Source organism: Klebsiella ornithinolytica NBRC 105727 = ATCC 31898 (assembly GCF_001598295.1).
GTDB lineage: Bacteria > Pseudomonadota > Gammaproteobacteria > Enterobacterales > Enterobacteriaceae > Klebsiella > Klebsiella ornithinolytica.
Genome location: NZ_BCYR01000013.1, coordinates 82,360 through 107,665, shown reverse-complemented (window position 1 = coordinate 107,665; position 25,306 = coordinate 82,360). Strand labels below are relative to the sequence as shown.

General features: G+C 56.1%; 21 protein-coding genes. 15 read left to right on the top strand and 6 right to left on the bottom strand.

Annotation, left to right across the window (positions count from 1 at the left end; all coding sequences use genetic code 11):
* Nucleotides 1-69 precede the first annotated feature (69 nt).
* The 5 genes from lon to bolA form a co-directional block, all read right to left on the bottom strand.
* A complete protein-coding gene (lon, locus tag ROR01S_RS21525; RefSeq protein ID WP_004858717.1) occupies nucleotides 70-2,424 on the bottom strand; it encodes an endopeptidase La in 2,355 nt (784 codons plus the stop codon).
* A 183-nt stretch (nucleotides 2,425-2,607) separates the two neighbouring features.
* The gene (gene clpX / locus ROR01S_RS21520) at nucleotides 2,608-3,882 is read right to left on the bottom strand and encodes an ATP-dependent protease ATP-binding subunit ClpX (RefSeq protein WP_004858716.1); all 1,275 of its coding nucleotides are present in this window, start codon (nucleotides 3,880-3,882) and stop codon (nucleotides 2,608-2,610) included.
* Nucleotides 3,883-4,014: 132 nt separating this feature from the next.
* The gene (clpP, locus tag ROR01S_RS21515) at nucleotides 4,015-4,638 is read right to left on the bottom strand and encodes an ATP-dependent Clp endopeptidase proteolytic subunit ClpP (protein WP_004858713.1); all 624 of its coding nucleotides are present in this window, start codon (nucleotides 4,636-4,638) and stop codon (nucleotides 4,015-4,017) included.
* A 358-nt stretch (nucleotides 4,639-4,996) separates the two neighbouring features.
* On the bottom strand, nucleotides 4,997-6,295 hold the full coding sequence (gene tig, locus ROR01S_RS21510; protein ID WP_004858711.1) for a trigger factor: 1,299 nt from the start codon (nucleotides 6,293-6,295) through the stop codon (nucleotides 4,997-4,999).
* A 342-nt stretch (nucleotides 6,296-6,637) separates the two neighbouring features.
* Entirely contained in the window at nucleotides 6,638-6,955 is a 318-nt protein-coding gene (bolA, locus tag ROR01S_RS21505) for a transcriptional regulator BolA (protein ID WP_015585028.1), read from the bottom strand.
* A gap of 427 nt (nucleotides 6,956-7,382) precedes the next feature.
* Here bolA and ROR01S_RS21500 point away from each other — a divergent pair, with 427 nt between their 5' ends.
* From ROR01S_RS21500 to cyoE, 7 genes are all read left to right on the top strand, one after another.
* Nucleotides 7,383-7,961 carry a lipoprotein gene (locus ROR01S_RS21500; protein WP_004858708.1) on the top strand — a complete coding sequence of 193 codons (579 nt, stop codon included), beginning with the start codon at nucleotides 7,383-7,385 and terminating at the stop codon, nucleotides 7,959-7,961.
* Between the two features lie 43 nt (nucleotides 7,962-8,004).
* Nucleotides 8,005-9,480, top strand: a complete 1,476-nt coding sequence (gene ampG, locus ROR01S_RS21495) for a muropeptide MFS transporter AmpG (protein WP_004858707.1) — start codon at nucleotides 8,005-8,007, stop codon at nucleotides 9,478-9,480.
* 480 nt (nucleotides 9,481-9,960) lie between these two features.
* The gene (gene cyoA / locus ROR01S_RS21490) at nucleotides 9,961-10,908 is read left to right on the top strand and encodes a cytochrome o ubiquinol oxidase subunit II (protein ID WP_004858705.1); all 948 of its coding nucleotides are present in this window, start codon (nucleotides 9,961-9,963) and stop codon (nucleotides 10,906-10,908) included.
* A 19-nt stretch (nucleotides 10,909-10,927) separates the two neighbouring features.
* Entirely contained in the window at nucleotides 10,928-12,919 is a 1,992-nt protein-coding gene (cyoB, locus tag ROR01S_RS21485; RefSeq protein ID WP_004858703.1) for a cytochrome o ubiquinol oxidase subunit I, read from the top strand.
* Entirely contained in the window at nucleotides 12,909-13,520 is a 612-nt protein-coding gene (locus ROR01S_RS21480; protein WP_004129790.1) for a cytochrome o ubiquinol oxidase subunit III, read from the top strand. The genes cyoB and ROR01S_RS21480 overlap by 11 nt, the downstream gene beginning before the upstream one ends.
* Complete coding sequence (locus ROR01S_RS21475; RefSeq protein WP_004858696.1) at nucleotides 13,520-13,849, top strand: cytochrome o ubiquinol oxidase subunit IV; 330 nt, start codon at nucleotides 13,520-13,522, stop codon at nucleotides 13,847-13,849. Before ROR01S_RS21480 ends, ROR01S_RS21475 begins: the two co-directional genes overlap by 1 nt.
* 11 nt (nucleotides 13,850-13,860) lie before the next feature.
* The gene (gene cyoE / locus ROR01S_RS21470; protein ID WP_004858694.1) at nucleotides 13,861-14,748 is read left to right on the top strand and encodes a heme o synthase; all 888 of its coding nucleotides are present in this window, start codon (nucleotides 13,861-13,863) and stop codon (nucleotides 14,746-14,748) included.
* A 51-nt stretch (nucleotides 14,749-14,799) separates the two neighbouring features.
* On the opposite strand, the gene ROR01S_RS21465 is transcribed toward cyoE, so the two are convergent.
* A complete protein-coding gene (locus ROR01S_RS21465; RefSeq protein WP_004858693.1) occupies nucleotides 14,800-15,558 on the bottom strand; it encodes an IclR family transcriptional regulator domain-containing protein in 759 nt (252 codons plus the stop codon).
* A 152-nt stretch (nucleotides 15,559-15,710) separates the two neighbouring features.
* Here ROR01S_RS21465 and ROR01S_RS21460 point away from each other — a divergent pair, with 152 nt between their 5' ends.
* The 8 genes from ROR01S_RS21460 (at nucleotide 15,711) to ROR01S_RS21425 (ending at nucleotide 25,163) form a co-directional block, all read left to right on the top strand.
* Complete coding sequence (locus tag ROR01S_RS21460) at nucleotides 15,711-16,532, top strand: shikimate dehydrogenase family protein (RefSeq protein ID WP_064359864.1); 822 nt, start codon at nucleotides 15,711-15,713, stop codon at nucleotides 16,530-16,532.
* Entirely contained in the window at nucleotides 16,529-18,223 is a 1,695-nt protein-coding gene (locus ROR01S_RS21455; RefSeq protein WP_004858689.1) for an FAD-dependent oxidoreductase, read from the top strand. Before ROR01S_RS21460 ends, ROR01S_RS21455 begins: the two co-directional genes overlap by 4 nt.
* The gene (locus tag ROR01S_RS21450) at nucleotides 18,220-18,540 is read left to right on the top strand and encodes an NIPSNAP family protein (RefSeq protein ID WP_004858687.1); all 321 of its coding nucleotides are present in this window, start codon (nucleotides 18,220-18,222) and stop codon (nucleotides 18,538-18,540) included. The genes ROR01S_RS21455 and ROR01S_RS21450 overlap by 4 nt, the downstream gene beginning before the upstream one ends.
* A gap of 10 nt (nucleotides 18,541-18,550) precedes the next feature.
* Complete coding sequence (locus ROR01S_RS21445; protein WP_004858686.1) at nucleotides 18,551-20,254, top strand: FAD-dependent oxidoreductase; 1,704 nt, start codon at nucleotides 18,551-18,553, stop codon at nucleotides 20,252-20,254.
* Nucleotides 20,255-20,320: 66 nt separating this feature from the next.
* Nucleotides 20,321-21,139, top strand: a complete 819-nt coding sequence (locus ROR01S_RS21440) for a sugar phosphate isomerase/epimerase family protein (protein WP_004858682.1) — start codon at nucleotides 20,321-20,323, stop codon at nucleotides 21,137-21,139.
* Between the two features lie 10 nt (nucleotides 21,140-21,149).
* Nucleotides 21,150-22,514, top strand: coding sequence for an MFS transporter (locus tag ROR01S_RS21435; RefSeq protein WP_004858680.1), 1,365 nt, complete (start codon nucleotides 21,150-21,152; stop codon nucleotides 22,512-22,514).
* Nucleotides 22,511-23,539 (top strand): Gfo/Idh/MocA family protein, encoded by a 1,029-nt coding sequence (locus ROR01S_RS21430; RefSeq protein WP_064359863.1) that lies wholly within the window; start codon nucleotides 22,511-22,513, stop codon nucleotides 23,537-23,539. The genes ROR01S_RS21435 and ROR01S_RS21430 overlap by 4 nt, the downstream gene beginning before the upstream one ends.
* 445 nt (nucleotides 23,540-23,984) lie before the next feature.
* A complete protein-coding gene (locus ROR01S_RS21425) occupies nucleotides 23,985-25,163 on the top strand; it encodes a Gfo/Idh/MocA family protein (protein WP_004858665.1) in 1,179 nt (392 codons plus the stop codon).
* Nucleotides 25,164-25,306: the final 143 nt, after the last annotated feature.

Below are 25,306 nucleotides of genomic sequence, written 5' to 3'. Positions count from 1 at the left end.
AAAAAAAGGCTGGCAAGTACGAATTTACTTCCCAGCCCCACTTTTCTTAGCGCTATTTGCGCAAAATCACTATTTTGCCGTGACGACCTGCATGCCGAATGGTTCGTTCTGCAACGCAAGTGTCAGAACTTCTTCGATTCGTTTCACCGGATGGATATCTAAATCGGCAATAACGTTATCTGGAATTTCTTCAAGGTCACGTTTATTTTCATCAGGAATCAGAACAGTCTTAATGCCGCCGCGATGTGCCGCCAGCAGTTTTTCCTTCAGACCGCCGATTGGCAGCACCTGACCACGCAGGGTAATTTCCCCCGTCATCGCGACGTCAGCGCGTACCGGATTCCCCGTCAGACAGGAGACCAGCGCGGTACACATCGCAATACCGGCGCTCGGACCGTCTTTCGGCGTCGCCCCTTCCGGAACGTGAACGTGAATATCACGTTTTTCGTAGAAATCCGAATTAATTCCCAGCTTATCCGCACGCGAACGGACCACGGTCAGCGCAGCCTGAATAGACTCCTGCATCACTTCGCCCAGCGAACCGGTATAGGTCAGCTTGCCTTTACCCGGCACACAGGCGGTTTCGATGGTCAGCAGATCGCCGCCCACTTCCGTCCATGCCAGACCGGTGACCTGGCCGACGCGGTTTTCGCTATCCGCACGACCGTAGTCATAGCGCTGCACGCCAAGGAAATCATGCAGGTTATCACCATTAATCGTGATGTGCTTCAGTGACTTATCCAGCAGCAGCTGTTTAACCGCCTTACGGCACAGCTTGGAAATTTCACGCTCCAGCCCACGCACGCCCGCTTCACGGGTGTAATAGCGAATAATCCCGACGATCGCGCTGTCCTCTACGGTCAGCTCGCCTTTCTTCAGCGCATTACGCTCAATCTGCTTAGACAGCAGGTGACGTTTGGCGATGTTCAGTTTTTCGTCTTCGGTATAACCGGACAGACGAATCACTTCCATACGATCCAGCAGCGGCGCCGGAATGTTCATGGAGTTAGAGGTCGCCACAAACATGACATCGCTCAGATCGTAGTCCACTTCCAGATAGTGGTCGTTAAACGCCACGTTCTGTTCCGGATCTAACACTTCCAGCAGCGCTGAGGCCGGATCGCCGCGCATGTCGGAGGACATTTTGTCGATCTCATCCAGCAGGAACAGCGGGTTTTTCACCCCCACTTTCGCCATTTTCTGGATCAGTTTGCCCGGCATTGAACCGATGTAGGTCCGGCGGTGACCGCGGATTTCCGCTTCATCACGCACGCCGCCCAGCGCCATACGCACGTACTTACGGCCGGTGGCTTTAGCGATGGACTGGCCCAGCGAGGTTTTGCCCACCCCCGGCGGTCCAACCAGGCACAGAATCGGCCCTTTCAGCTTGTTGACGCGGCTCTGTACTGCGAGATACTCAAGGATACGATCCTTCACGCGCTCCAGGCCGTAATGGTCGGTATCGAGGATCTCCTGAGCCTGACGCAGATCTTTTTTGACCTTGCTGCGCGCGCTCCACGGCACCTGCACCATCCAGTCGATGTAGCCGCGTACGACGGTCGCTTCTGCCGACATCGGCGACATCATCTTCAGCTTTTGCAGTTCCGCTTCGGTTTTTTCTTTCGCCTCTTTCGGCATTTTTGCCGCGTCGATCTTGCGCTTCAGCGCTTCGTTCTCGTCCGGGGCATCGTCCATCTCGCCAAGCTCTTTCTGGATGGCCTTCATCTGCTCATTCAGATAGTACTCACGCTGAGACTTTTCCATCTGCTTTTTCACGCGATTGCGAATACGCTTCTCAACCTGCAGCAGATCGATTTCCGATTCCATCATCGCCATCAGATATTCCAGACGTTCGTTAATGTCGGACATCTCGAGGACGGACTGCTTATCTGCCAGCTTAAGCGGCATGTGCGCAGCAATGGTATCAGCCAGACGCGCAGGATCGTCGATGCTGTTGAGCGACGTCAGCACTTCCGGCGGGATTTTCTTGTTCAGCTTGATGTAGCCTTCAAACTGACCGATCGCGGTGCGCACCAGGACTTCCTGCTCGCGTTCGTCGATCGCCGGCGATTCCAGGTACTCTGCTTTCGCTGAAAAATGCTCGCCGTTATCAGACAGTGCAGAAATACGCGCGCGCTGCAGGCCTTCAACCAGCACTTTGACGGTGCCATCAGGCAGCTTCAGCATCTGTAAAATTGACGCCACGGTCCCGACGGTGAAAAGATCATTTACACCCGGCTCATCCGTCGAAGCTTCTTTCTGCGCAACCAGCATGATTTTTTTATCATGGTCCATAGCCGCTTCAAGACAACGGATAGATTTTTCCCGCCCTACAAACAGGGGTATGACCATGTGCGGATAAACCACCACATCGCGCAACGGCAATACGGGGATTTCAATGCGTTCAGAACGCTCAGGATTCATAGAGCTCTCTCTTAGTTTAAAGTCCGCCAGGTAGCCAGCGGCACGACTCGTCATCGCGACGCCGTTAATATGTAATCCAGTATATGGGGATGTATTCCACACATTCAACGGCGGGAATGCAGGAAAAATAAAAGGGGAGATAAAATCCCCCCTTTTTGTTAACTGCTTGAGCAAGTTGGCTAATTATTCACCAGACGCCTGCTGCGCTTCCGGTTTGCCATAGATCAGCAACGGCTTGCTTTGTCCGTCGATAACGGAAGCATCGATGACCACTTTTTCCACGTCTTCCATTGACGGAAGATCGTACATGGTATCGAGCAGCGCGGCTTCAACGATGGAACGCAGACCACGAGCACCGGTTTTACGCGCCATCGCTTTTTTGGCGATCGCGTCCAGCGCTTCATCGCGGAACTCCAGCTCAGCGCCTTCCAGGTTAAACAATGCCTGATACTGTTTGGTCAGGGCATTTTTCGGCTCTTTCAGGATCTGAATCAGCGCTTCTTCGCTCAGCTCATTCAGCGTTGCAACGACCGGCAGACGACCGATGAACTCCGGAATCAGACCAAATTTGATCAGATCTTCCGGCTCAACCTGAGACAGCAGCTCACCTTCGCTCGCTTTGTCAGATTTGGCTTTTACCGTCGCGCCGAAACCAATACCTGAACCGGTTTCGACACGATGGGAAATAACCTTATCCAGACCGGCAAACGCGCCGCCGCAGATAAACAGAATCTTGGAGGTATCAACCTGCAAGAACTCCTGCTGCGGATGCTTACGCCCGCCCTGCGGTGGTACCGCGGCAACGGTTCCTTCGATAAGCTTCAGCAGCGCCTGCTGCACGCCTTCGCCGGAGACATCGCGGGTAATCGACGGGTTATCCGATTTACGGGAAATTTTGTCGATCTCATCGATGTACACGATACCGCGCTGCGCTTTCTGTACGTCGTAGTCACATTTCTGCAGCAGCTTCTGAATGATGTTTTCGACGTCTTCACCGACATAACCGGCTTCGGTCAGGGTGGTGGCGTCCGCCATGGTGAACGGTACATCCAGCAGACGCGCCAGCGTTTCCGCCAGCAGCGTTTTACCGGAACCAGTCGGCCCGATCAGCAGAATGTTACTTTTACCCAGCTCAACACCGTTGCTGGTATCACCATTGCGCAGGCGTTTGTAGTGGTTGTATACCGCAACGGCCAGCACTTTTTTCGCAGGCTCCTGGCCGATAACGTAATCGTCCAGGTGGTGGCGGATTTCGTGCGGAGTCGGCAGCGCACTGCGTTCACGATGCGGCGCGACTTCTTTAATCTCTTCGCGAATGATGTCGTTACATAAATCAACGCATTCGTCGCAGATATACACGGATGGCCCGGCGATCAGCTTACGCACTTCATGCTGGCTTTTGCCGCAAAAAGAGCAATACAACAGTTTGCCCGAACCATCTTTGCGTTTATCTGTCATGAGTCCAAACCTCTTATTAAGTTCTTTGTGCCGCACACGACGACGCAAATGCCATTCTCAGGCGCAAGTCGCTGATAAGCGTTGTGCCGCCCTACTCCAGACAAGTATAGCGGCCCCCTTGCGCCAGGGGCATCAATTACGATGGGTCAAAATGGAATCGACCAGGCCGTATTCCACCGCTTCGGAGGCTGACAAGAAACGGTCACGCTCGGTGTCGTTCTCAATCTGCGCAAGGGATTGACCCGTATGGTGTGCCATCAGTTCATTCATCCGCCCTTTCACTTTCAGGATCTCGCGGGCGTGAATTTCGATATCCGTCGCCTGACCCTGATAGCCGCCCAGCGGCTGGTGGATCATCACGCGGGAATTCGGCAGGCAGAAACGCTTGCCTTTTGCCCCTGCGGTCAGCAGGAACGCGCCCATCGATGCCGCCTGGCCCATACAAATGGTGCTCACGTCAGGCTTGATGAACTGCATGGTGTCGTAAATCGACATCCCGGCGGTGATCACCCCGCCCGGAGAGTTAATGTACAGATAAATGTCTTTTTCCGGGTTCTCTGCTTCCAGAAAAAGCATCTGCGCCACGATCAGATTCGCCATGTGGTCTTCCACCTGGCCGGTCAGAAAGATGACGCGTTCCTTGAGCAGACGGGAGTAGATATCAAAAGAACGTTCACCGCGCGAGGTCTGTTCAATGACCATCGGCACCAGGGCCATATGGGGTGCAAAGTTATCTCGTTCGCCACTGTATGACATTTCCGTCTCCTGGATTAATTTTGAATAAACCTGCCGCACTGATTGTAACCTTATGGACGGATTATCAGCCAGAGTCTTCTGTCCGTCATCGTTCAAATTACCTGGATATCGGCTTTACGCCCGTAACCTGAACAAATCCCGACAGACACGCTTCGTCATTATGCATGATTTCACGCGTGCAGTTTCGTCTCCTCGTTGTGGGGACGATGCAATCATAATTCAAGCATAACAAGCTTTTGTCGTAACGCTATCATTGATATCGCGTTTTCGCACTCATCCTGAAGCTATTGCTGCGATAAAAAAAAACCCGCCGCCTCTCGGCAACGGGTTTTACCTGAACGTTAAACCGTGGGCGAAATTACGCCTGCTGGTTCATCAGTTCATTGAAGGTCGTGGCTTTTTCAGACACTTTCGCTTTTGCCAGAACGGCTTCAACAGCCTGCTCTTCCAGCGCGACGTTACGCATGTTGTCCATCAGTTCGTTGTTTTTGCTGTAGAACTCAACAACTTCTTTCGGATCTTCGTAAGCGGAAGCCATCTCTTCGATCAGGCCTTTAACACGCTCTTCGTCAGCTTTCAGCTCGTTGGTACGAATCACTTCGCCCAGCAGCAGACCGACAACTACGCGGCGTTTAGCCTGCTCTTCGAACAGTTCGCGCGGCAGTTCCAGAGCCTGCTTCTCATTGCCACCGAAACGCTGAGCAGCCTGACGACGCAGAACGTCGATTTCGCTGTCGATCAGGGCAGCCGGCACGTCGATGTCGTTCGCTTTAACCAGACCTTCGATAGCCTGAGACTTCACGCGGTTACGCACGGCGCCTTTCAGCTCGCGATCCATGTTTTTACGCACTTCAGCGCGCAGACCTTCTACGGAACCATCTTCAACGCCGAAACGTTTGATGAATTCAGCAGTCAGTTCCGGCAGCTCGCGCTCTTCAACTTTCTTCAGGTTGATAACGAACTTAGCCGCTTTACCTTTCAGGTTTTCTGCGTGGTATTCTTCCGGGAAGGTCACATCGATAGTGAACTCTTCGCCCGCTTTGTGGCCTTTAATACCGTCTTCAAAGCCTGGGATCATACGACCCTGGCCCATCGCCAGTACGAAGTCAGTCGCTTTGCCGCCTTCGAACTCTTCGCCGTCAACAGAACCGGTGAAGTCGATGGTTACGCGGTCTTCTGCATCAACAGCGCCATCTTTGTCTTTCCAGTTAGCCTGCTGCTTACGCAGCGTGTCCAGCATGGTGTCGACATCAGCTTCGGTCACTTCAACAACCGGTTTTTCAACTTCGATAGTTTCCAGACCCTGCAGCGCAACTTCCGGATAAACTTCGAACTCTACCGCGTAGGTGAAGTCTTCACCCAGCTTGTATTCGCCCGGAACGTAGTTCGGTGCGCCGGCTGGATTGATTTTCTCTTTGATGATCGCGTCAACGAAGTGACGGCTCATCAGGTCGCCCAGCACGTCCTGGCGAACGGATGCGCCATAACGCTGAGCAACAACATTCATCGGCACTTTCCCTTTACGGAAGCCGTCAATGCGAACTTTTTTCGCCACGTTGACCAGCTCGCTTTTGACAGCATTCTCGATGCTGTCAGCGGCGATAGTAATCGTTACACGGCGCCCAAGGCCCTGAGTGGTTTCAACTGAAACTTGCATCTTGTTACCTCAAAAAAATCACAGTGCTCGGTCAACTCTGGAAGCGCGTGTACGTTGCTTCGCAGAACCGGGATGCCCTCTTCAATCAGAAACACATTCCCTGTCGCCAGAATCATCCCGAAGACATTCATATAAGACGCGGCATTATAGCGGCATCACTTTTGTGAGTCGAGAACGGTTGTCGCCCACGGCTGCGGCATTTTTCACAATTCCCGCGCAAATTTGTCTTTAAAAGCGCCCACTGCACACATTTTCAGACAAAACAAAACGGCCCGCAGGCCGTTTTTTGATAAATCTTCACGCAACATACTGGAAAAGTTCCCGCGGTTGCAAATACGATTTCTAGGCGATACTTCCCGCACCGCGACAAGGAGGAGATGCAAATACCGTGTCCTGAAGCCCTTCCCACTCTTTAATCGTATAGGTATGCAGCGCCAGCGCATGCACAGTGCTCGACAGCTCCTCAGTCAGCGTACCGTAGATCATACGGTGACGGTTCAGAAAACGCTCGCCGGTGAAACGATCGCTCACCAACACCACTTTAAAATGACTTTCAGAGCCAGCCGGGACATTGTGGCGATAACTTTCATCCACGACTTCGAGATACACGGGGTCGAACGCTGCCCTAAGTTTTGCTTCGATCTGTTCACGTATCATCATGAATTTTCTCCTCCGACAACGCTGAGATGCCGCCATTCCTTTTAAATGTTAGCCGCTTTTACCGCTTCCATTAGGGGAAAACAACAAAAAATTAGCATTCTTCTGATATTTTCATTCAAAAGTATCAAGTTTACTCACTCTCTCCCCCAGAACGTCCGCCTGGATCGCGATAAAAATGGGAGACGGCGATAAAATGTACAACGCGATGAATTTACATGCGTTGCCACTTCCCCTCGCCGTTGGCGATGTTATGATGGCGGTAATTTTCCTCAATGACCCGAAATAGATTTGAGCGACGGAAAGGCTACAAACGGGAGAGTCCTCAGGCGCTTGCTGAAGCGAGTGACGAGGGCGAACAAGAGCCGCTAACGCAACCGTTGCCTGAAGTATGACGGGTATAACAACACCATGCGCTGAGACCCTGAACATGTTTAAGAAAATTCTTTTCCCGCTGGTCGCGATGTTTATGCTGGCAGGATGCGCGACGCCTCCGACTACCATTGATGTATCGCCGAAAATGAGCCTGCCGCAGCAGGACCCAAGCCTGATGGGCGTCACCGTCAGCATTAACGGTGCGGACCAGCGTCCGGATCAGGCGCTGGCGAAGGTCACCCGCGATAACCAACAGGTTACGCTGACCGCCTCCCGCGACCTGCGCTTCCTGCTGCAGGAAGTGCTGGAAAAACAAATGACCGCGCGCGGTTATATGATTGGGCCGAACGGCGCAGTCGATCTGCAGATTATCGTGAATAAACTGTATGCCGACGTTTCCCAGGGCAACGTGCGCTACAACATCGCCACGAAGGCAGATATCGCGATTATCGCCACCGCCGCGAACGGCACCAAAATGACCAAAAACTATCGCGCAAGCTACTCTGTTGAAGGCGCCTTCCAGGCCTCCAACCAGAATATCGCCAATGCGGTGAACAGCGTCCTGACCGATACCATCGCCGATATGGCGCAGGACACCAGCATTCATGATTTCATCAAGCAAAACGCGCGTTGATCGTTCGCCAACCCGGCCTCGCGCCGGGTTGGCGCCATAAACCATGTCCAACCACTACTTACGCATTTTCCAGCAGCCTAAATCAGCTATTTTGCTGATCCTTGGGTTTGCTTCCGGCTTGCCTCTGGCGCTGACCTCCGGCACGCTCCAGGCGTGGATGACCGTTGAAAATATCGATCTGAAAACGATCGGCTTCTTCTCGCTGGTTGGCCAGGCTTACGTCTTTAAGTTTCTCTGGTCGCCGTTAATGGACCGCTACACGCCGCCGTTTCTTGGCCGGCGCCGCGGCTGGCTGCTGACCACGCAGTTTCTGCTGCTTATCGCCATTGCCGCCATGGGATTCCTTGAGCCTTCGACCCAGCTCCGCTGGATGGCCGCATTAGCGGTCGTTATCGCCTTCTGCTCCGCATCGCAGGATATCGTCTTCGATGCGTGGAAAACCGATGTGCTGACGGCAGAGGAGCGCGGCGCTGGCGCGGCCATCAGCGTGCTGGGCTATCGCCTGGGGATGCTGGTCTCCGGTGGCCTGGCGCTGTGGCTGGCTGACCGTTGGCTCGGCTGGCAGGGAATGTACTGGCTGATGGCCGTGCTGCTGATTCCCTGCATTATCGCCACCCTGCTGGCGCCAGAACCGAGCGATGTGATTCCGGTACCAAAAAGCCTCGAACAGGCGGTCGCCGAACCGCTGCGCGACTTCTTCGGACGTAACAACGCCTGGCTGATCCTGCTGTTAATCGTCCTTTATAAGCTCGGCGATGCCTTTGCGATGAGTCTGACCACCACGTTTTTGATTCGCGGAGTCGGTTTTGATGCCGGCGAGGTGGGAATGGTCAATAAAACGCTGGGACTTTTCGCGACGATTGTTGGCGCACTTTACGGCGGCGTACTCATGCAGCGCCTCACCCTGTTTCGCGCCCTGCTGATTTTCGGCGTGCTACAGGGCGTATCCAATGCCGGCTACTGGCTGCTGTCGATTACCGATAAACATCTTTACTCCATGGCGACGGCGGTCTTTTTCGAAAACCTGTGCGGCGGTATGGGCACGGCGGCATTTGTCGCCCTGTTAATGACCCTGTGTAATAAATCGTTTTCCGCCACCCAGTTTGCTTTGCTGTCCGCGCTATCGGCAGTCGGTCGCGTGTACGTCGGGCCCATTGCCGGCTGGTTCGTCGAAGCTCACGGTTGGCCGACGTTTTATCTGTTCTCTGTCTTTGCCGCCGTCCCGGGAATTGTGCTCCTGCTGCTCTGCCGGCAAACCCTGGAGTACACGCAACGCACCGGAAGCTTTATTCCGCGCACGGACTATCCACAGACCTATACGCTGGCGCTGCTGATTCTGGCCGTGGGTTCGCTGATGCTGGGCATATGGCTGCTGTTGCTGATACTCAATGCCCTCGACTTCACCTCTTTTTCCTTCCTGCCCACGCTACTGGAAATTGCGGCCCTCACCGCCATCGCCGGCGTTGTGCTCGGAAGTCTGCTGGATTATCTGGCGTTACGGAAGAGTGCGCTGATTTAACGCATCATTGCGCTGTTATTAGCCGTTGTAATCACTGATCGTAATTATAACGGCTTATTAACGATTTTATATTGTTCATTTTTCATTTGTTGTTTTGTGCGCTTTACATTTTTGGAAGTTATTGACAACTTTTATTCAAAACATTAAATAATTTAACCGATTCAGCAAAAGCGATTTATTATCGCCACCGCGCAATGTCTTTTATTTGATAATTAATTGTTAATTAGTTGTGTTATTTTTCGGGTGTTTATACTCATTACCCCATAAGCCCATCCATTCTTATCTCTTTCGTTATAGATCCTGCATATAACGTGCTTTGCAAGCATCAGCGTCACACTCGGTTACATATGTGACAAAGCGAGCAGAACCCGCTAACACAGAACTGACACAGCCCCAATCATGTTTACAGTAATGCAACCTTCCCGTAAAATGCCCGTACACTTTAAGCGCCACCAGATTCCGTGGAATTGAGGTCGTTCAATGAGACTTAGGAAATACAATAAAAGTTTGGGATGGATGTCATTAATCGCAGGTACTGTATTACTCAGTGGTTGTGATTCTGCGCTCCTTGACCCAAAAGGACAGATTGGACTGGAGCAACGTTCTCTGATACTGACGGCCTTTGGCCTGATGATGATTGTCGTTATTCCCGCCGTCTTAATGGCAGTAGGATTTGCCTGGAAGTATCGTGCGAGTAATAAAGATGCGAAGTATAGCCCGAACTGGTCACACTCCAACAAAGTTGAAGCTGTGGTCTGGACGGTTCCTATTCTGATCATCCTGTTCCTGGCCGTTCTGACCTGGAAAACCACTCACGCACTTGAGCCAAGCAAACCGCTTGCTCACGAAGAGAAACCGATCGTCATCGAAGTTGTTTCGATGGACTGGAAATGGTTCTTCATCTATCCGGAACAGGGTATTGCTACCGTCAACGAAATCGCCTTCCCGGCGAACGTACCGGTACACTTCAAAGTGACCTCTAACTCCGTGATGAACTCGTTCTTTATCCCACGTTTAGGCAGCCAGATTTACGCAATGGCCGGGATGCAGACTCAGCTGCACCTCATCGCGAATGAAACTGGCACTTATGACGGTATCTCCGCAAGCTATAGCGGCCCGGGCTTCTCTGGTATGAAGTTCAAAGCTATCGCCACGCCGGATCGTGCAACCTTCGATCAGTGGGTAGCGAAAGCGAAACAGTCGTCGAACACCATGGACTCCATGGCGGCCTTCGACAAACTGGCTGCGCCTAGCGAATACAACAAAGTGGAATACTTCTCTGACGTGAAACCGGATTTGTTTAAAGATGTTGTGAACAAATTTATGTCTCATGGCAAGAGCATGGATATGTCCCAACCTGAAGGCGAGCACGCAGCGCACGAAGGGATGGAAGGCATGGACATGAGCCACGCGGAAACCGCTCACTAAGGGGCCGAGGAAGAAAACGATGTTCGGAAAACTTACACTGGATGCAGTGCCCTACCACGAACCCATTATTGTGGTTACGGTGGCTGCGATTATCATCGGGGGACTGGCGCTTCTGGCGGCAATCACTTACTTCGGTAAGTGGTCCTACCTTTGGAATGAGTGGCTGACTTCGGTCGACCACAAACGACTCGGTATCATGTATGTCATCGTAGCAATCGTGATGTTGCTGCGTGGCTTCGCTGACGCCGTTATGATGCGTAGCCAGCAGGTGCTGGCCTCGGCCGGGGAAGCAGGGTTCCTGCCGCCTCACCACTACGATCAGATCTTTACCGCCCACGGCGTTATCATGATCTTCTTCGTAGCGATGCCGTTTGTTATCGGTCTGATGAACCTCGTGGTTCCGCTGCAGATCGGTGCGCGCGACGTTGCCTTCCCGTTCCTCAACAACCTGAGCTTCTGGTTCACCGTTGTGGGCGTGATTCTGGTTAACTTGTCTCTGGGCGTCGGTGAATTCGCTCAGACCGGTTGGCTGGCCTATCCGCCGCTGTCGGGAATCGAGTACAGTCCGGGCGTTGGGGTCGATTACTGGATCTGGGCTCTCCAGCTCTCCGGTATTGGTACGACGTTAACCGGTATTAACTTCTTCGTGACCATTATCAAGATGCGTGCCCCTGGCATGACGATGTTCAAGATGCCAGTATTTAGCTGGGCATCTCTGTGCGCCAACATCCTGATTATCGCCTCCTTCCCAATCCTGACCGTCACCGTCGCGCTGCTGACCCTGGACCGCTACCTGGGCACCCATTTCTTTACCAACGATATGGGTGGCAACATGATGATGTACATCAACCTGATTTGGGCCTGGGGCCACCCGGAAGTGTATATCCTGGTTCTGCCGGTCTTCGGGGTGTTCTCCGAAATCGCTGCAACCTTCTCGCGTAAGCGTCTGTTTGGCTACACCTCGCTGGTATGGGCAACAGTGTGTATTACCGTTCTGTCGTTCATCGTTTGGCTGCACCACTTCTTCACCATGGGTGCCGGCGCGAACGTCAACGCCTTCTTCGGTATTACCACCATGATTATCGCCATCCCGACCGGGGTTAAGATCTTCAACTGGCTGTTCACCATGTACCAGGGCCGCATCGTCTTCAACTCAGCCATGCTGTGGACTATCGGCTTCATCGTGACCTTCTCTGTTGGTGGTATGACCGGCGTTCTGCTGGCGGTACCGGGCGCGGACTTCGTGCTGCACAACAGTCTGTTCCTGATTGCCCACTTCCATAACGTCATTATCGGTGGTGTGGTATTCGGTTGCTTTGCTGGTCTGACCTACTGGTGGCCGAAAGCCTTTGGCTTCACGCTGAACGAAACCTGGGGCAAACGCGCTTTCTGGTTCTGGATCATCGGCTTCTTCGTTGCATTTATGCCGCTGTACGTGCTGGGCTTCATGGGGATGACCCGTCGCCTGAGCCAGCAGATTGACCCGCAGTTCCACCCGATGCTGGTTGTTGCGGCATGCGGTGCGGCGCTGATTGCCTGCGGTATCCTCTGCCAGCTGATTCAGTTCTACGTGTCTATCCGCGATCGCGAACAGAACCGCGACCTGACCGGTGACCCGTGGGGCGGCCGTACTCTGGAGTGGGCAACCTCTTCTCCGCCTCCGTTCTACAACTTCGCTATCGTTCCTGTCGTTCACGAACGTGACGCGTTCTGGGAAATGAAAGAAAAAGGCGAAGCGTATAAGAAACCGGCTGGCTATGAAGAGATTCATATGCCGAAAAACAGCGGCGCCGGCATCGTTATTGCTGCTTTCGCAACGGTGTTTGGTTTCGCGATGATCTGGCACATCTGGTGGATGGCGATTGCAAGCTTCGTCGGTATCCTGGTGACCTGGATTATTAAGAGCTTTGACGAGGACGTGGATTACTACGTGCCGGTTGCAGTAGTCGAAAAACTGGAAAATCAGCATTTCGATGAGATTAACAAAGCAGGGCTGAAAAATGGCAACTGATACTCTTGCGCATAACGCCCACGCGCATGAACACGGGCACCACGATACAGGGCCGATGAAGGTATTCGGCTTCTGGATCTACCTGATGAGCGACTGCATTATCTTCGCCACCCTGTTTGCTACCTATGCCGTTCTGGTGAACGGCACGGCTGGCGGACCGACCGGTAAAGATATTTTTGAACTGCCGTTCGTTCTGGTTGAAACCGCGCTGCTGCTGTTCAGCTCCATCACCTACGGCATGGCGGCTATCGCCATGTACAAAAACAACAAGAGCCAGGTTGTCTCCTGGCTGGCGCTGACCTTCCTCTTCGGGGCAGGGTTCATCGCGATGGAACTCTATGAATTCCATCACCTGATTGTTGAAGGTATGGGCCCGGATCGCAGCGGCTTCCTGTCAGCGTTCTTCGCGCTGGTCGGAACCCACGGTCTGCACGTCACCTCCGGTCTGATCTGGATGGCGGTGCTGATGGTTCAGGTTTCACGTCGTGGCCTGACCAACACTAACCGCACCCGTATCATGTGCCTGAGCCTGTTCTGGCACTTCCTGGACGTTGTGTGGATCTGCGTGTTCTCGGTTGTTTATCTGATGGGGGCAATGTAATGAGTCATTCTAGCGATCATAACGGCGCTTCTCACGGCAGCGTAAAGAGCTACATGACAGGGTTCGTCCTGTCGATCATTCTGACGGTTATTCCGTTTGCTATGGTTATGAGTGGCTCCGCATCGCATGCGGCTATTCTTGGAACTATCCTGGTCACTGCTGTTGTGCAGATTCTGGTACACCTGGTGTACTTCCTGCACATGAACAGCAAGTCTGACGAAGGTTGGAACCTGACCGCGTTTATCTTCACCGTAATCATCATTGCTATCGTTGTTGTTGGCTCCATCTGGATTATGTGGAACCTGAACTACAACATGATGATGCACTAAGAGCGGCAAGTATGTTTAAGCAATACCTGCAAGTAACGAAACCTGGCATCATTTTTGGCAACCTGATCTCCGTGATCGGCGGTTTCCTGTTGGCCTCCAAGGGCCACATCGACTATCCGCTGTTTGCATGGACGCTCCTTGGGGTGTCCCTGGTGGTCGCCTCGGGTTGTGTATTCAACAACTACATCGACCGTGACATCGATCGTAAGATGGAACGGACGAAAAACCGGGTGCTGGTCAAAGGGCTGATCTCGCCACAAGTTTCGCTGGTATACGCCACCTTGCTGGGTATTGCTGGCTTCATGCTCCTGTGGTTTGGCGCTAACCCTCTGGCCTGCTGGCTGGGGGTGATGGGGTTCGTGGTTTATGTCGGCGTCTACAGCCTGTACATGAAACGCCACTCCGTCTACGGCACGCTGATTGGTTCTCTCTCCGGCGCTGCGCCGCCGGTGATTGGCTACTGTGCGGTGACCGGTAATTTCGATAGCGGCGCGGCGATTCTGCTGGCTATCTTCAGCCTGTGGCAAATGCCTCACTCCTACGCCATCGCGATTTTCCGCTTCAAGGATTATCAGGCGGCGAACATTCCGGTTCTGCCGGTCGTGAAAGGTATTTCCGTGGCGAAAAACCACATTACGCTGTACATCGTGGCTTTTGCTGTCGCTACGCTGATGCTGTCGCTGGGTGGCTACGCCGGGTATAAATACCTGGTCGTTGCGGCCGCGGTGAGCGTCTGGTGGCTGGGGATGGCGCTGCGCGGTTACAAAGTGGCGGATGATAAAGTCTGGGCGCGTAAGCTGTTCGTCTTTTCTATCGTCGCCATTACCGCGCTGTCGGTCATGATGTCCGTCGACTTTATGGTGCCGGATTCACACAATCTGCTGGCCTACGTCAGATAAGATTGTCGCTCTGACAAACCCCGCTCCGGCGGGGTTTTTTATTGCCCGGAGTTATCCCACCAGCATCGCCTGCGCGCTATACAGCAGATCCAGATGGTCGCGACACAACGCATCCAGCGAAGTCCGCGACTGATGAGAGGTCAGGCTCAGCGCCCCCCAGTACATCCCTTCCCTGTCGGATAGAGGCACCGCCAGAACCAGCATCCCAATTTCAAACTCCTGCTCGATAGTGGCAAACCCCTGGCGCCGCACCAGCGCAATTTTGTCCATCAGCATCGCCACGTCCGTCACCGTATACGGCGTGCGCTGTTCGCGTTTGATTCGCCGCAAAATCATCTCGCACTCGTCTTCCGGCAGCGAGGCCAGCCAGAGTCGCCCGCCGGCGGTGCAGAATATTGGCACCCGCTCCCCTAACCGCACCGAGGTCGAGTTAAACGGCGTATGTTTGCTGCGCGCGATATACACCAGTTCATCTTCATCAATCACCCCTACCGACGCATGCTCTTCCGTGCGGCTGGCAATGTACTCAACGATGGGGCGGACCATGCGCGGGAACTGGGCCGAATCAACATAGGCCTGCCCCAGGCGCAGCGCTTTTGGCGTCAGCCAGTAGTAGCGCCCGTCGGTCTGTACATAGCGTTCGTGCAGCAACGTCAGCAGAAAACGTCGCGCGGCGCTCTGCGTCAGGCCACTCATTTTCGCCGCCTGAGGCACGCTGAGCCGGGGAAAATCTTTGGAAAAAAGCTGGATCAAGGCCAGTCCTTTTTGCAGACCGACTATCAAATCGCGCGGATGTATTGTGTTTTGCATATCAGCTCACATTTCTGCAACATTGCCATCGATTCACTGCGATTATCGCAGTGGTGGTGCGATTAACAACCAATACGTCCGAATTCTGCGTTGTCGCTCTCAGGTTCCGCTGAAATACTTTCACAACATTCATTTAACAAATGAGGTTTGAAATGGTCAGTGGATTCACGCAGGTCGTTGCCGTTATCGGCCATCCGATTACTCAGGTTAAATCACCGGAAAACTTCAACCGCTACTTCGCCGACCAGCAGATGGACAGCGTGATGATCCCGGTCGATATCGCCCCGGAAGCGGTGGCGGATTATTTGCTGGCGTTACGCGGATGGCTGAACATGAGCGGTGTACTGGTCACCGTGCCGCATAAACAGCGCGCCGCCACGCTGGTGGATGAGTTAACGCCGCGTGCCCGCCATCTCAACGCGGTGAATGTCATTCGCAAACTGGCGGATGGTCGTCTGCAGGGCGATATGCTGGATGGCGTCGGTTTCTCTCTGGCCGCGGCGGCCCACGGTTTTCAGGCTGAAGGGAAGAGCGCGCTGCTCTCCGGCTGCGGCGGCGTCGGCAGCGCCATCGCCTGGGGGCTGTGTGAAGCCGGTATCCGCCAGCTGGCGCTACACGACCAGAATCCGACCACGTTGCAGCTGCTGCATAACCGCCTCGCCACCCATTTCCCCCAGGTCCAACTCACCGCGCTGCCTGACACCCTGAACGGTCTCGATCTGCTGGTAAACGGCTCTCCGGCCGGGATGGCAAACTTCGATCCGCTGCCGCTGCCGCAGGCTTTACTGGAAACCCTCACCCCGACAACCCATGTCGCGGACGTCGTTACCGCACCGGCAATCACGCCGCTGCTGACTTTCGCCCAGGAGCGCGGCTGCGTGGTACAAACCGGCCCCGAAATGGCGCTGGCGCAGATGAAGCTCATGGGGCAGTTCATCGGAGCCATCCCACAGGAACAGGGGGCCGCGGCATGAAAAGCTGGGATGTGATTGTCATCGGTAGCGGCGCCGGCGGATTTGCCGCCGCGGTCACGGCCTGTTGCAAAGGGCTGTCGGTGCTGATGCTGGAAAAAGCGCCGCAGTTTGGCGGTACCTCGGCAATCTCCGGCGGAGCGGTATGGATCAACGATACCGATCAGGCGCGTGCGCAGGGGAAAAGCGGCGCGGCAGACGCGATCAAAACCTACCTGAAAACGATCGTCGGCGAACAGAACTATCGTCCGGACATCGTCGATGCGTTTGTCGCTTCCGGGCGCGAGGCGCTGGCGTTCCTCGAAAAAGAGGGCGCGGTGAAGTACAGTCTGCGCCCCCTCTCACCGGACTATTATCCTGATGAGCCGGGCGCCGTTGATTGCGGACGCGCGCTGGAGGTTGTGGAGTACGACGGGCGCCAGCTCGGCGATCGCTTTCGCGATCTGCGCGCTCCCCCACCGGGAATGTTGTTATTTGGCGGCATGATGGTCAACCGCGTGGATATCCAGCATTTTCTGGACATGCGCCGCTCGCTGCGCTCGTTATCGCACTGCGCGAAGCTGCTGCTACGCTATGCGCGCGACCGCATCAGCCACCCGCGCGGTACCCGGCTGGCGATGGGTAACGCCCTGATTGCCCGCATGGCCACCGTGGCGCTGCGCAAAGGCATGACGCTCCGGCTGAACGTCAACGTCCTTTCTCTGATTGAGCACCAGGGCGCGGTCACCGGCGTCAATATTGAATGCGACGGCCGGCAAGAGACCTTACAGGCGCGCTGCGGCGTGGTGCTGGCCGCCGGCGGCTTTGCCGCAGGAGAGCTGGCGGCACGCTACCGGCCGCATACCCGCGAGCATTACTCCATGTCGCCAGCCGGCAATGATGGTGCCGCCTTCCGTCTCGCCAGCGCACTCAACGCCTGCGAAGGCGCCGACCTGCCGTCCAATTTTTTCTGGGCGCCGGTCTCGGTACTGCGCCACGCCGACGGGCGCGAAGAACGCTTCCCGCACCTGGTCACCGACCGGGCCAAGCCGGGAGTTATCGCCGTCAACCAAAAGGCGGAACGTTTCGTCAACGAATCAAACTCCTACCACCACTTCGCCAGCGCCATGCAAAGCCAACCCGAAAACGCCCCCTGTTTTCTGATCTGCGATGCCCTGGCGATGAAACGCTACGGCCTCGGTCTTGCGCGGCCCGCGCCGGTTAACAACGATGCGCTGATCGAGGCCGGCTACCTGCACAAAGCGGACTCCCTCGCCCGGCTTGCTCAACAGTTGGGACTTGACGCACAAGCGCTCGCCGGGACGGTGGCCCGCTACAACCGCGATGCCGCGCAGGGAGAAGATCCGCAATTCGCCAAAGGCGGCAACAGCTATAACCGCGCGATGGGCGATCCGGGCCATCAACCGAACGCCTGCAATGCCCCGCTGCTGAAGGCTCCGTTTTATGCCATCACCCTCTACACCGGAGATTTAGGCACGTCGCGAGGCCTGGTCACCAGCGAGAATGCCCAGGTCCTTAATCAACAACGTCAGCCGATCCAAGGCCTTTATGCCGTTGGTAACGATATGGATTCCATGATGGCGGGCACCTACCCCGGTCCCGGCATTACGCTCGGCCCGGCGCTGACCTTCGGCTATCTCTGTGCCCGTCATATGACACACCAACTAACCCCATCAACAGGAGAAACATCATGATCTATGAAAAACGCACCTACACCCTCAATCCGCTGAAAATGGCCGACTGGCTGGCGCTGTACAAAAGCGATGCTTACGCGGTCCAGACCGAGCACCTCGGTAAGCTGATCGGTTTTTTCTTCACCGAAATCGGCGTCGTGAATCAGGTGGTGCATATCTGGGCTTACGAGAGCCTCGACGATCGCCTGGTACGCCGGGCGCGCATGGCGCAGGACGAACGCTGGCTGACCTTCTCGCGTAAAAACCGCGAACTGGCGGCCGTTGAGCGGCTGGAGTCGGTCCTGCTGCGTCCTGTTGATTTTTCACCACTGCAATAAGGGGCCGGAGATGAGCGGGCATAAAAAGGTGGATGTGCTGGTCGTCGGTTCCGGCGCGGCGGGGCTTTCCGCCGCGGTGACCGCCGCCCTCAAGGGCGCCAGCGTCCTGCTGGCCGAAAAAGAGTCGGTCATCGGCGGCACCAGCGCCTGGTCAGGCGGCTGGCTGTGGATACCGCGCAACCCGCTCGCCCGCGAAGAGGGCATTCAGGAGCAAGAGGACGCGCCGCTAACCTATCTGCAGCATGAAATGGGTGGTCAGCCCGCCGATGCCCGCCTGCTCACCTTCCTGCAGCAGGGCCCGGAGATGATCGATTTCTTCCGCCGCCATACGGCGGTGCAGTTTCTCTCCGGCAGTAAGATGCCGGATTTTCACATGTCACCGGGCTACGCCCAGGGGGGGCGTTCGGTGACGGCACAACCGTTTGACGGACGCTTGCTTGGCGACTGGCTGCATCGTCTGCGCCCGCCGCTGGAAACCATCAGCCTCGCCGGCATGGGCATCGCCGGCGGTAGCGACATGGCGCACTTTTTTAATGCAACCCGCTCCCCGCGATCGGCGCTGTATGCCGCCCGGCGTCTGCTGCGCCACGGCTGGCAGCGACTGCGAACTGGCCGCGGGCAGTATCTGGTTAATGGTAACGCGTTGATGGGCCGCCTGCTGCGTTCGGCGCTCGACGCTGGCGTCAGTATTCAATTGAATGCCCCCGTCGCTCGCCTGCTGACATCATCGACCGGGGTCAGCGGCGCGGTACTGCGTAGCGATGATGGCGATATTGAGGTTCACGCCGGCGCCGTGATCCTCGCCTGCGGCGGCTTTCCACACGATCGCCAACGCCTGGCGCAGCAGGTTCCCCACGCAGCGGACGGCTATGGCCACTTCTCCGCCGCGCCGCCGGGTAATCAGGGGGACGGTATCCGGCTCGGGGAGTCGGTCGGCGGTCAGTTCGACGCCTCGCTCAAACACGCCATGGCCTGGGCACCGGTCTCCCGCGTCACCCTCGCAAGCGGCCTGCAGCTGGTCTTCCCGCACCTGGTTGAACGTGCGAAGCCGGGGTTTATCGCCGTATTGCCCAATGGAAAGCGTTTTACTAATGAAGCCGACTCCTACCACGACTTTATTGCCGCGCTGCTGGCCGCAACGCCTGCGGGAGAGCAGCCGACAGCGTGGCTGCTGGCCGATAGCCGGACGCTGCGCCGCTATGGTCTGGGCCACGCCCGCCCCTTTCCATTTTCGCCGGCAGCATGGCTGCGCACGGGCTATCTCCACTCGGCCCCCACGCTGGCGGCGCTGGCGGAACAGTGCGCCATCGATGGCGGGCAGTTGGCAGAGACGGTGGCGCGTTTTAACGACTACGCCGCGCGAGGAGAGGACCCGGAATTTCAGCGCGGCGTCTCGGCCTATAACCGGGCCCAGGGGGATGCCAGGCATCCTCATCATCCAACGCTGGGTCCGCTGCGCCATGCGCCCTTTTATGCGGTGCGTATTTTACCGGGTTCGCTGGGCTCTTTTAGCGGGCTGAAAACCGATGAACAGGCGCGAGTGCTGGATGCGCATCAGCAGCCGATCGCTGGCCTCTACGCCATTGGCAATGATATGTCGAGCGTGATGCAGGGGTACTACCCCAGCGGCGGTATTACGCTCGGTCCGGCCATGACCTTTGGCTATCTGGTGGGGAAAACACTGGCCGCCAATATAACAAAAACAGCATCGTAACCGACATCTTACCAGGGACGGCAGTACACATAACAACAATCACCTGCAACTGTACCGGAGTCTTTTATGAACATGCGAACCCTGTCCCTCGCCGCGCTCACCGTGCTCGACGTTCCGCCACCGGAACAGGTGCGGATCGCGGCACAAAGCGGCTTTACTCATGTCGGCCTGCGTCTGCTCCCTGCCACGCCGACCGATCCTGACTACGATATGCTCGGCGATACCGCGACCGTTCGCGCAACGCTCTCTGCGCTGATGGAGACCGGTATTCGCGTATCAGATGTCGAAATCGTGCGTCTGACGAGCGACTTTTCGCTTAATGCCCGCCTGGAAAGCTTCCTTGAAACCGCCGCGCGCCTGGGCGCTCGTCAGGTGCTGGTGGCCGGCAACGATAACCACCTGACCCGCAGCGCTGAAAATCTTGCCGCGCTCGCCGAAGCCGGCCGGGGGTATGGCTTAACCATGAATCTGGAGCCCATGCCGTGGACCCAGCTGCGTACTATCGCTGACGCCAGGCGGCTGATTTCGGCCAGCGGGCGAGCGGATATTGGGATTCTGATTGACGCCATCCACTTCTGGCGCGCGGGAGAGTCGCTCTCCAGCCTCGCCGACCTGCCGCCAGAGTGCCTCAACTATATGCAGCTGTGTGACGCTCCGGCGCAGATTCCCGATAACGAACAGGAACTGATCCACCAGGCCCGCGCCGCGCGGAAGGTGCCGGGCGAAGGCGGGCTGGATCTGCATGGGCTGATGTCCGCGCTGCCGACGACGCTACCGGTATCGCTGGAAGTCCCGTTAAGCGGCGCCCAGGGCGCTCTGCCCGCCCTCAACCGCGCGCGGTTGCTGTTCAATGCCGCGCAGTCTTACCTGCACACCTGCGCATAAGGAAAACCCTATGACTCAGACCCAACGCCTGGATGTCAGAGAGTTAATCAACGGTAATCCGCTCAGCCGTTTCCAGAAACTGGTGGTTTTCTTAGGCTTTTGCGTGATTGCGCTCGACGGTTTTGATATTGCGATTATGGGGTTTATCGCCCCGACGCTGAAGCATGAATGGGGGGTAACCAACTACGAGCTCGGCTTCGTCATCAGCGCGGCGCTGATTGGCCTGGCTCTGGGGGCGCTCCTCTCCGGGCCGCTCGCCGACTGGCTGGGGCGAAAGAAAATCATCGTCAACAGCGTCTTTTTCTTTGGCTTCTGGACGATCGTCACCGCCTTCTCGCAGAACATCGAACAGATGATTTTCTTCCGTTTTATGACCGGACTGGGACTCGGTGCGGCGATGCCCAATATCGGCACGCTGGTATCGGAGTATGCCCCCGAGCGCCAGCGCTCATTTCTGATTACGGTGATTTTTTGCGGCTTTACCTTTGGCGCGGCGGCGGGCGGCTTTTCCGCCTCGTGGCTGATCCCGCGCTTTGGCTGGCATTCGCTGATGGCGCTCGGCGGGATTCTTCCGCTGCTGTTCGCGCCGTTGCTTATCTGGCTGCTGCCGGAGTCGGTGCGCTTTCTGGTGGTTAAACGCGCGCCGGCGGCACGGATCCGGGCGATATTACAACGGCTCTATCCGGGGCAAATTGCGGATAACGCTGAATTCACGCTCCCGGCGCAGCCCGCCAATACCAACGCCATGCGCCTGGTCCTCTCGCGCCACTACCGCCTCGGCTCACTGATGCTATGGCTGGTCTATTTTATGGGCCTGTTTCTGGTTTATATCCTCGGCAGCTGGCTGCCGACGCTGGTCAAAGAGGTGGGACTGACCGTCAGCCAGGCGGCGGTGATGACGGCGATTTATCAGGCCGGCGGCACCGTAGGCTCTCTGTTTGCCGGCTGGCTAATGGATCGCATCAATCCCCATCGCGCGCTGGGGCTGATTTATGCCATCGGCGGCCTGTTTACGATGGCCATGGGCTACGCTGCCGCCAGTTTTGCGCTGCTGTGCCTGCTGGCCTTCGTCAGCGGCGCTTGCCTGAACGGCGCGAATACCGGCATGAATGCGCTCTCCGCCCGCTATTATCCGACCCAGGCGCGCGCTACCGGCTCCAGCTGGATGCACGGCGTCGGCCGAATGGGCGCCATCCTCAGCGCCTTTGCCGGCGCGGAAATGATGGCGCTCAATCTCAGCTTCGAAAACGTCTTTTTAATTCTTGGGATCCCGGCGGCATTAACCGTCGTCGGTCTGGTGGTAAAGGGGCTATTTGCCAGCGATGCTGAATCTACCTCCCCTGCCCCGTCCCCCACGCTGAGGAGTCTGTCGTGAGCAAAATTCGTCTTGCCGTCATTGGCGCGGGCGCCATCGGACGCAAACATATTGCGGTGATCCGCACTAACCCACGGGCTGAGCTGGTCGCTCTGGCCGATCCTTCACCTCAGGCGCAGGCGCTGGCGCAATCGCTGGGTATCGCAGGGTATGACAACGTTGAAACCATGCTGGACGCGGTCCAGCCGCAGGGGGTGATTAACGCCACGCCCAATATTCTGCACCTGCCCTGCGCTCTGGCCTGCATCGAACGCGGGATCCCGGTGCTGGTCGAAAAACCTGTCGCCGACTCGCCGCAACGCGCCCGGGAACTGGTCGACGCCGCTGCTCGCCATCAGGTTCCGGTGCTGGTGGGGCACCACCGGCGGCACAACGCGCTGATCGCCGCGGCAAGGACATTGATCGACAGCGGCGAACTCGGGCAAATCGTCACCGTCTCCGCGCACTGGGTACTGCAAAAGCCGGATGATTATTTTGACGTTGCCTGGCGCCGTGAACCCGGCGCGGGACCGCTGCTGGTCAATCTGGTCCATGATATTGACCTGATGCGCTACCTGTTTGGTGAAATCGACCAGGTGCAGGCCTTTGCCTCCCATGCCGTACGCCGTTTCGCCAACGAAGACAGCGCGGTGGTAAACCTTCGTTTCGCCAGCGGAGCATTAGGTAGCGCGGTACTCACCGATTGCGGCGTCGGCCCCTGGAGCTGGGAGATGAACTCGGGAGAAAATGCGATCTACGCCCACGCGCCGGAAAACTGCTATCTGATTTCCGGTACCCGCGGCGCGCTGGCGATCCCGCAGATGCAGTGGTGGCGCTATGGCGAAGCGCGCGGCTGGCTCCACCCGCTGCTGAGTGACAGGCTTCAGGTCGAAGCTATCGATCCCTTCATGCTGCAGCTTGACCACTTTTTGCAGGTCATCACCGGCGAGGAAAAACCGCTGATCGATGCTGCCGATGCGCTGCGTTCCCTGGAGATCGTTGCCGCCATTCAGCGGGCGGCAGGCCAGGCGGGCCAATCCACATAAACAGATGTCGGCGTAATCCCCCGTTGCGCCGACTTTTCCGCTGTCTTTATTGCGGAGAAAAAGAAAAATAAATTTCATTTAAATACTAAATGAAATCATATCGCTCATTATCTCAGCACATCCCCTCGCGCGCTCACACATCCCTGTCCATAAACATCAATAAAAGCAGGGTTAATCATCTAATTTGATACGCTTTTAGCCAAATCGTCGCTTTTCAGCGCCCCACTGGACGGTGAGGATAATCTTGATAATTTTTCGATCCCTCTCTCATAAATAAAAATTTAATTTCATATAATACTAAAAATGAAATAAATATTTTTAATCTACCTTGCCATTCCTCAGGCGACAGTTTCGTCGCCAGGAGTGGCGCCAGGGTCCTGTCCCGCTTCCTGGAGCAGGGAGCGAATCTCATCAGACATCCGTACTTTGTATCAAGGAGAACACCATGTTAAACGGCATGAAACCCCTGTCCCGCTCCCTGCGATGGGGAATGGTCGGCGGCGGAGCCACCAGCCAGATCGGCTACAGCCACCGCTCGGCCGCGCTACGTGACAATGTCTTTACCTTGCTGGCCGGCGCTTTTGATATTGATGCCGAACGCGGACGTCAGTTTGGTGAACAGCTCGGGATCGCGCCGGGACGCTGCTATGCCGATTATCAAACGCTGTTCCGCGAAGAGGCCCTGCGCCCTGACGGTATTGAAGTGGTATCGGTAACCACGCCGAACAATACCCACTTCGCCATTACCAAAGCGGCGCTGGAAGCCGGACTGCACGTCATCTGCGAAAAACCGCTCTGCTTTACCGCCGCGGAAGCCCAGGAGCTGCGGGAGCTGAGCATCAAGCATAACAAAATCGTCGGCGTCACTTACGGCTATGCCGGGTATCAGATGATTCAGCAGGCGCGCCAGATGATTGCCGACGGGCTGCTCGGGCAGATTCGAATTATCAATATGCAGTTTGCCCACGGTTTTCATAATGAAGCCGTTGAGCTGCAGGCGGAGTCAACCCGCTGGCGCGTTACGCCGAAGTATGCCGGACCAAGCTACGTGCTGGGCGACCTGGCAACGCATCCGCTCTTTGTGGCCGAAACGATGGCACCGCACCTCAACATTCGCCGTCTGATGTGTTCCCGCCAGAGCTTCGTTGCATCGCGCGCGCCGCTGGAAGATAACGCCTTTGTGCTGATGGAATACGATAACGGCGCCGTCGGCTCAATGTGGACCAGCGCGGTCAATAGCGGCGCGATGCACTCGCAGAAGGTGCGGATCGTCGGTGAGAAAGCCAGCATCGAGTGGTGGGATGAGCATCCTAACCAGCTCAGCTACGAGGTACAAGGTGAGCCGGCGCGGGTACTTGAACGCGGCATGCCGTATCTCAGCGCCGCGGCCCTGGCAGACGATCGTATCGGTGGCGGCCACCCGGAGGGGCTGTTTGAAGCGTGGGCAAACCTCTACCGGCGCTATGCGATAGCCATCGATGCGATGGACCGGGGCGATCGCGCGTTTCTGGAGAGCTTCTGGTACCCGGACGTTGAAGCAGGTCTGCACGGCGTCTACTGGGTGGAGCAATGCGTGAAATCCGCCGATGCCGGCAGCCAATGGGTTGACTTTAATTTACAATAAATGCCATTAACCAGTGGAGTCTTCTCCACTGGTTTCTTTGTTTTCCCCGCGTTTACCTCATCATGCAACACAGCGGTAATATCTGTTAAACAAACATTTATTTACGCTTCTGGCTGCCACCACTACACTAGTCGCAGTTTTTA

Coding starts and splice junctions, on each gene's coding strand:
- cyoB (WP_004858703.1), top strand. CDS start 10,928: ATGTTCGGAAAACTTACACTGGATGCAGTGCCCTACCACGAACCCATT.
- ROR01S_RS21455 (WP_004858689.1), top strand. CDS start 16,529: ATGAAAAGCTGGGATGTGATTGTCATCGGTAGCGGCGCCGGCGGATTT.
- clpX (WP_004858716.1), bottom strand. CDS start 3,882: ATGACAGATAAACGCAAAGATGGTTCGGGCAAACTGTTGTATTGCTCT.
- ROR01S_RS21500 (WP_004858708.1), top strand. CDS start 7,383: ATGTTTAAGAAAATTCTTTTCCCGCTGGTCGCGATGTTTATGCTGGCA.
- cyoE (WP_004858694.1), top strand. CDS start 13,861: ATGTTTAAGCAATACCTGCAAGTAACGAAACCTGGCATCATTTTTGGC.
- lon (WP_004858717.1), bottom strand. CDS start 2,424: ATGAATCCTGAGCGTTCTGAACGCATTGAAATCCCCGTATTGCCGTTG.
- ROR01S_RS21445 (WP_004858686.1), top strand. CDS start 18,551: ATGAGCGGGCATAAAAAGGTGGATGTGCTGGTCGTCGGTTCCGGCGCG.
- ROR01S_RS21465 (WP_004858693.1), bottom strand. CDS start 15,558: ATGCAAAACACAATACATCCGCGCGATTTGATAGTCGGTCTGCAAAAA.
- ampG (WP_004858707.1), top strand. CDS start 8,005: ATGTCCAACCACTACTTACGCATTTTCCAGCAGCCTAAATCAGCTATT.
- ROR01S_RS21475 (WP_004858696.1), top strand. CDS start 13,520: ATGAGTCATTCTAGCGATCATAACGGCGCTTCTCACGGCAGCGTAAAG.
- ROR01S_RS21460 (WP_064359864.1), top strand. CDS start 15,711: ATGGTCAGTGGATTCACGCAGGTCGTTGCCGTTATCGGCCATCCGATT.
- tig (WP_004858711.1), bottom strand. CDS start 6,295: ATGCAAGTTTCAGTTGAAACCACTCAGGGCCTTGGGCGCCGTGTAACG.
- ROR01S_RS21450 (WP_004858687.1), top strand. CDS start 18,220: ATGATCTATGAAAAACGCACCTACACCCTCAATCCGCTGAAAATGGCC.
- ROR01S_RS21440 (WP_004858682.1), top strand. CDS start 20,321: ATGAACATGCGAACCCTGTCCCTCGCCGCGCTCACCGTGCTCGACGTT.
- cyoA (WP_004858705.1), top strand. CDS start 9,961: ATGAGACTTAGGAAATACAATAAAAGTTTGGGATGGATGTCATTAATC.
- ROR01S_RS21480 (WP_004129790.1), top strand. CDS start 12,909: ATGGCAACTGATACTCTTGCGCATAACGCCCACGCGCATGAACACGGG.
- ROR01S_RS21425 (WP_004858665.1), top strand. CDS start 23,985: ATGTTAAACGGCATGAAACCCCTGTCCCGCTCCCTGCGATGGGGAATG.
- clpP (WP_004858713.1), bottom strand. CDS start 4,638: ATGTCATACAGTGGCGAACGAGATAACTTTGCACCCCATATGGCCCTG.
- bolA (WP_015585028.1), bottom strand. CDS start 6,955: ATGATGATACGTGAACAGATCGAAGCAAAACTTAGGGCAGCGTTCGAC.
- ROR01S_RS21435 (WP_004858680.1), top strand. CDS start 21,150: ATGACTCAGACCCAACGCCTGGATGTCAGAGAGTTAATCAACGGTAAT.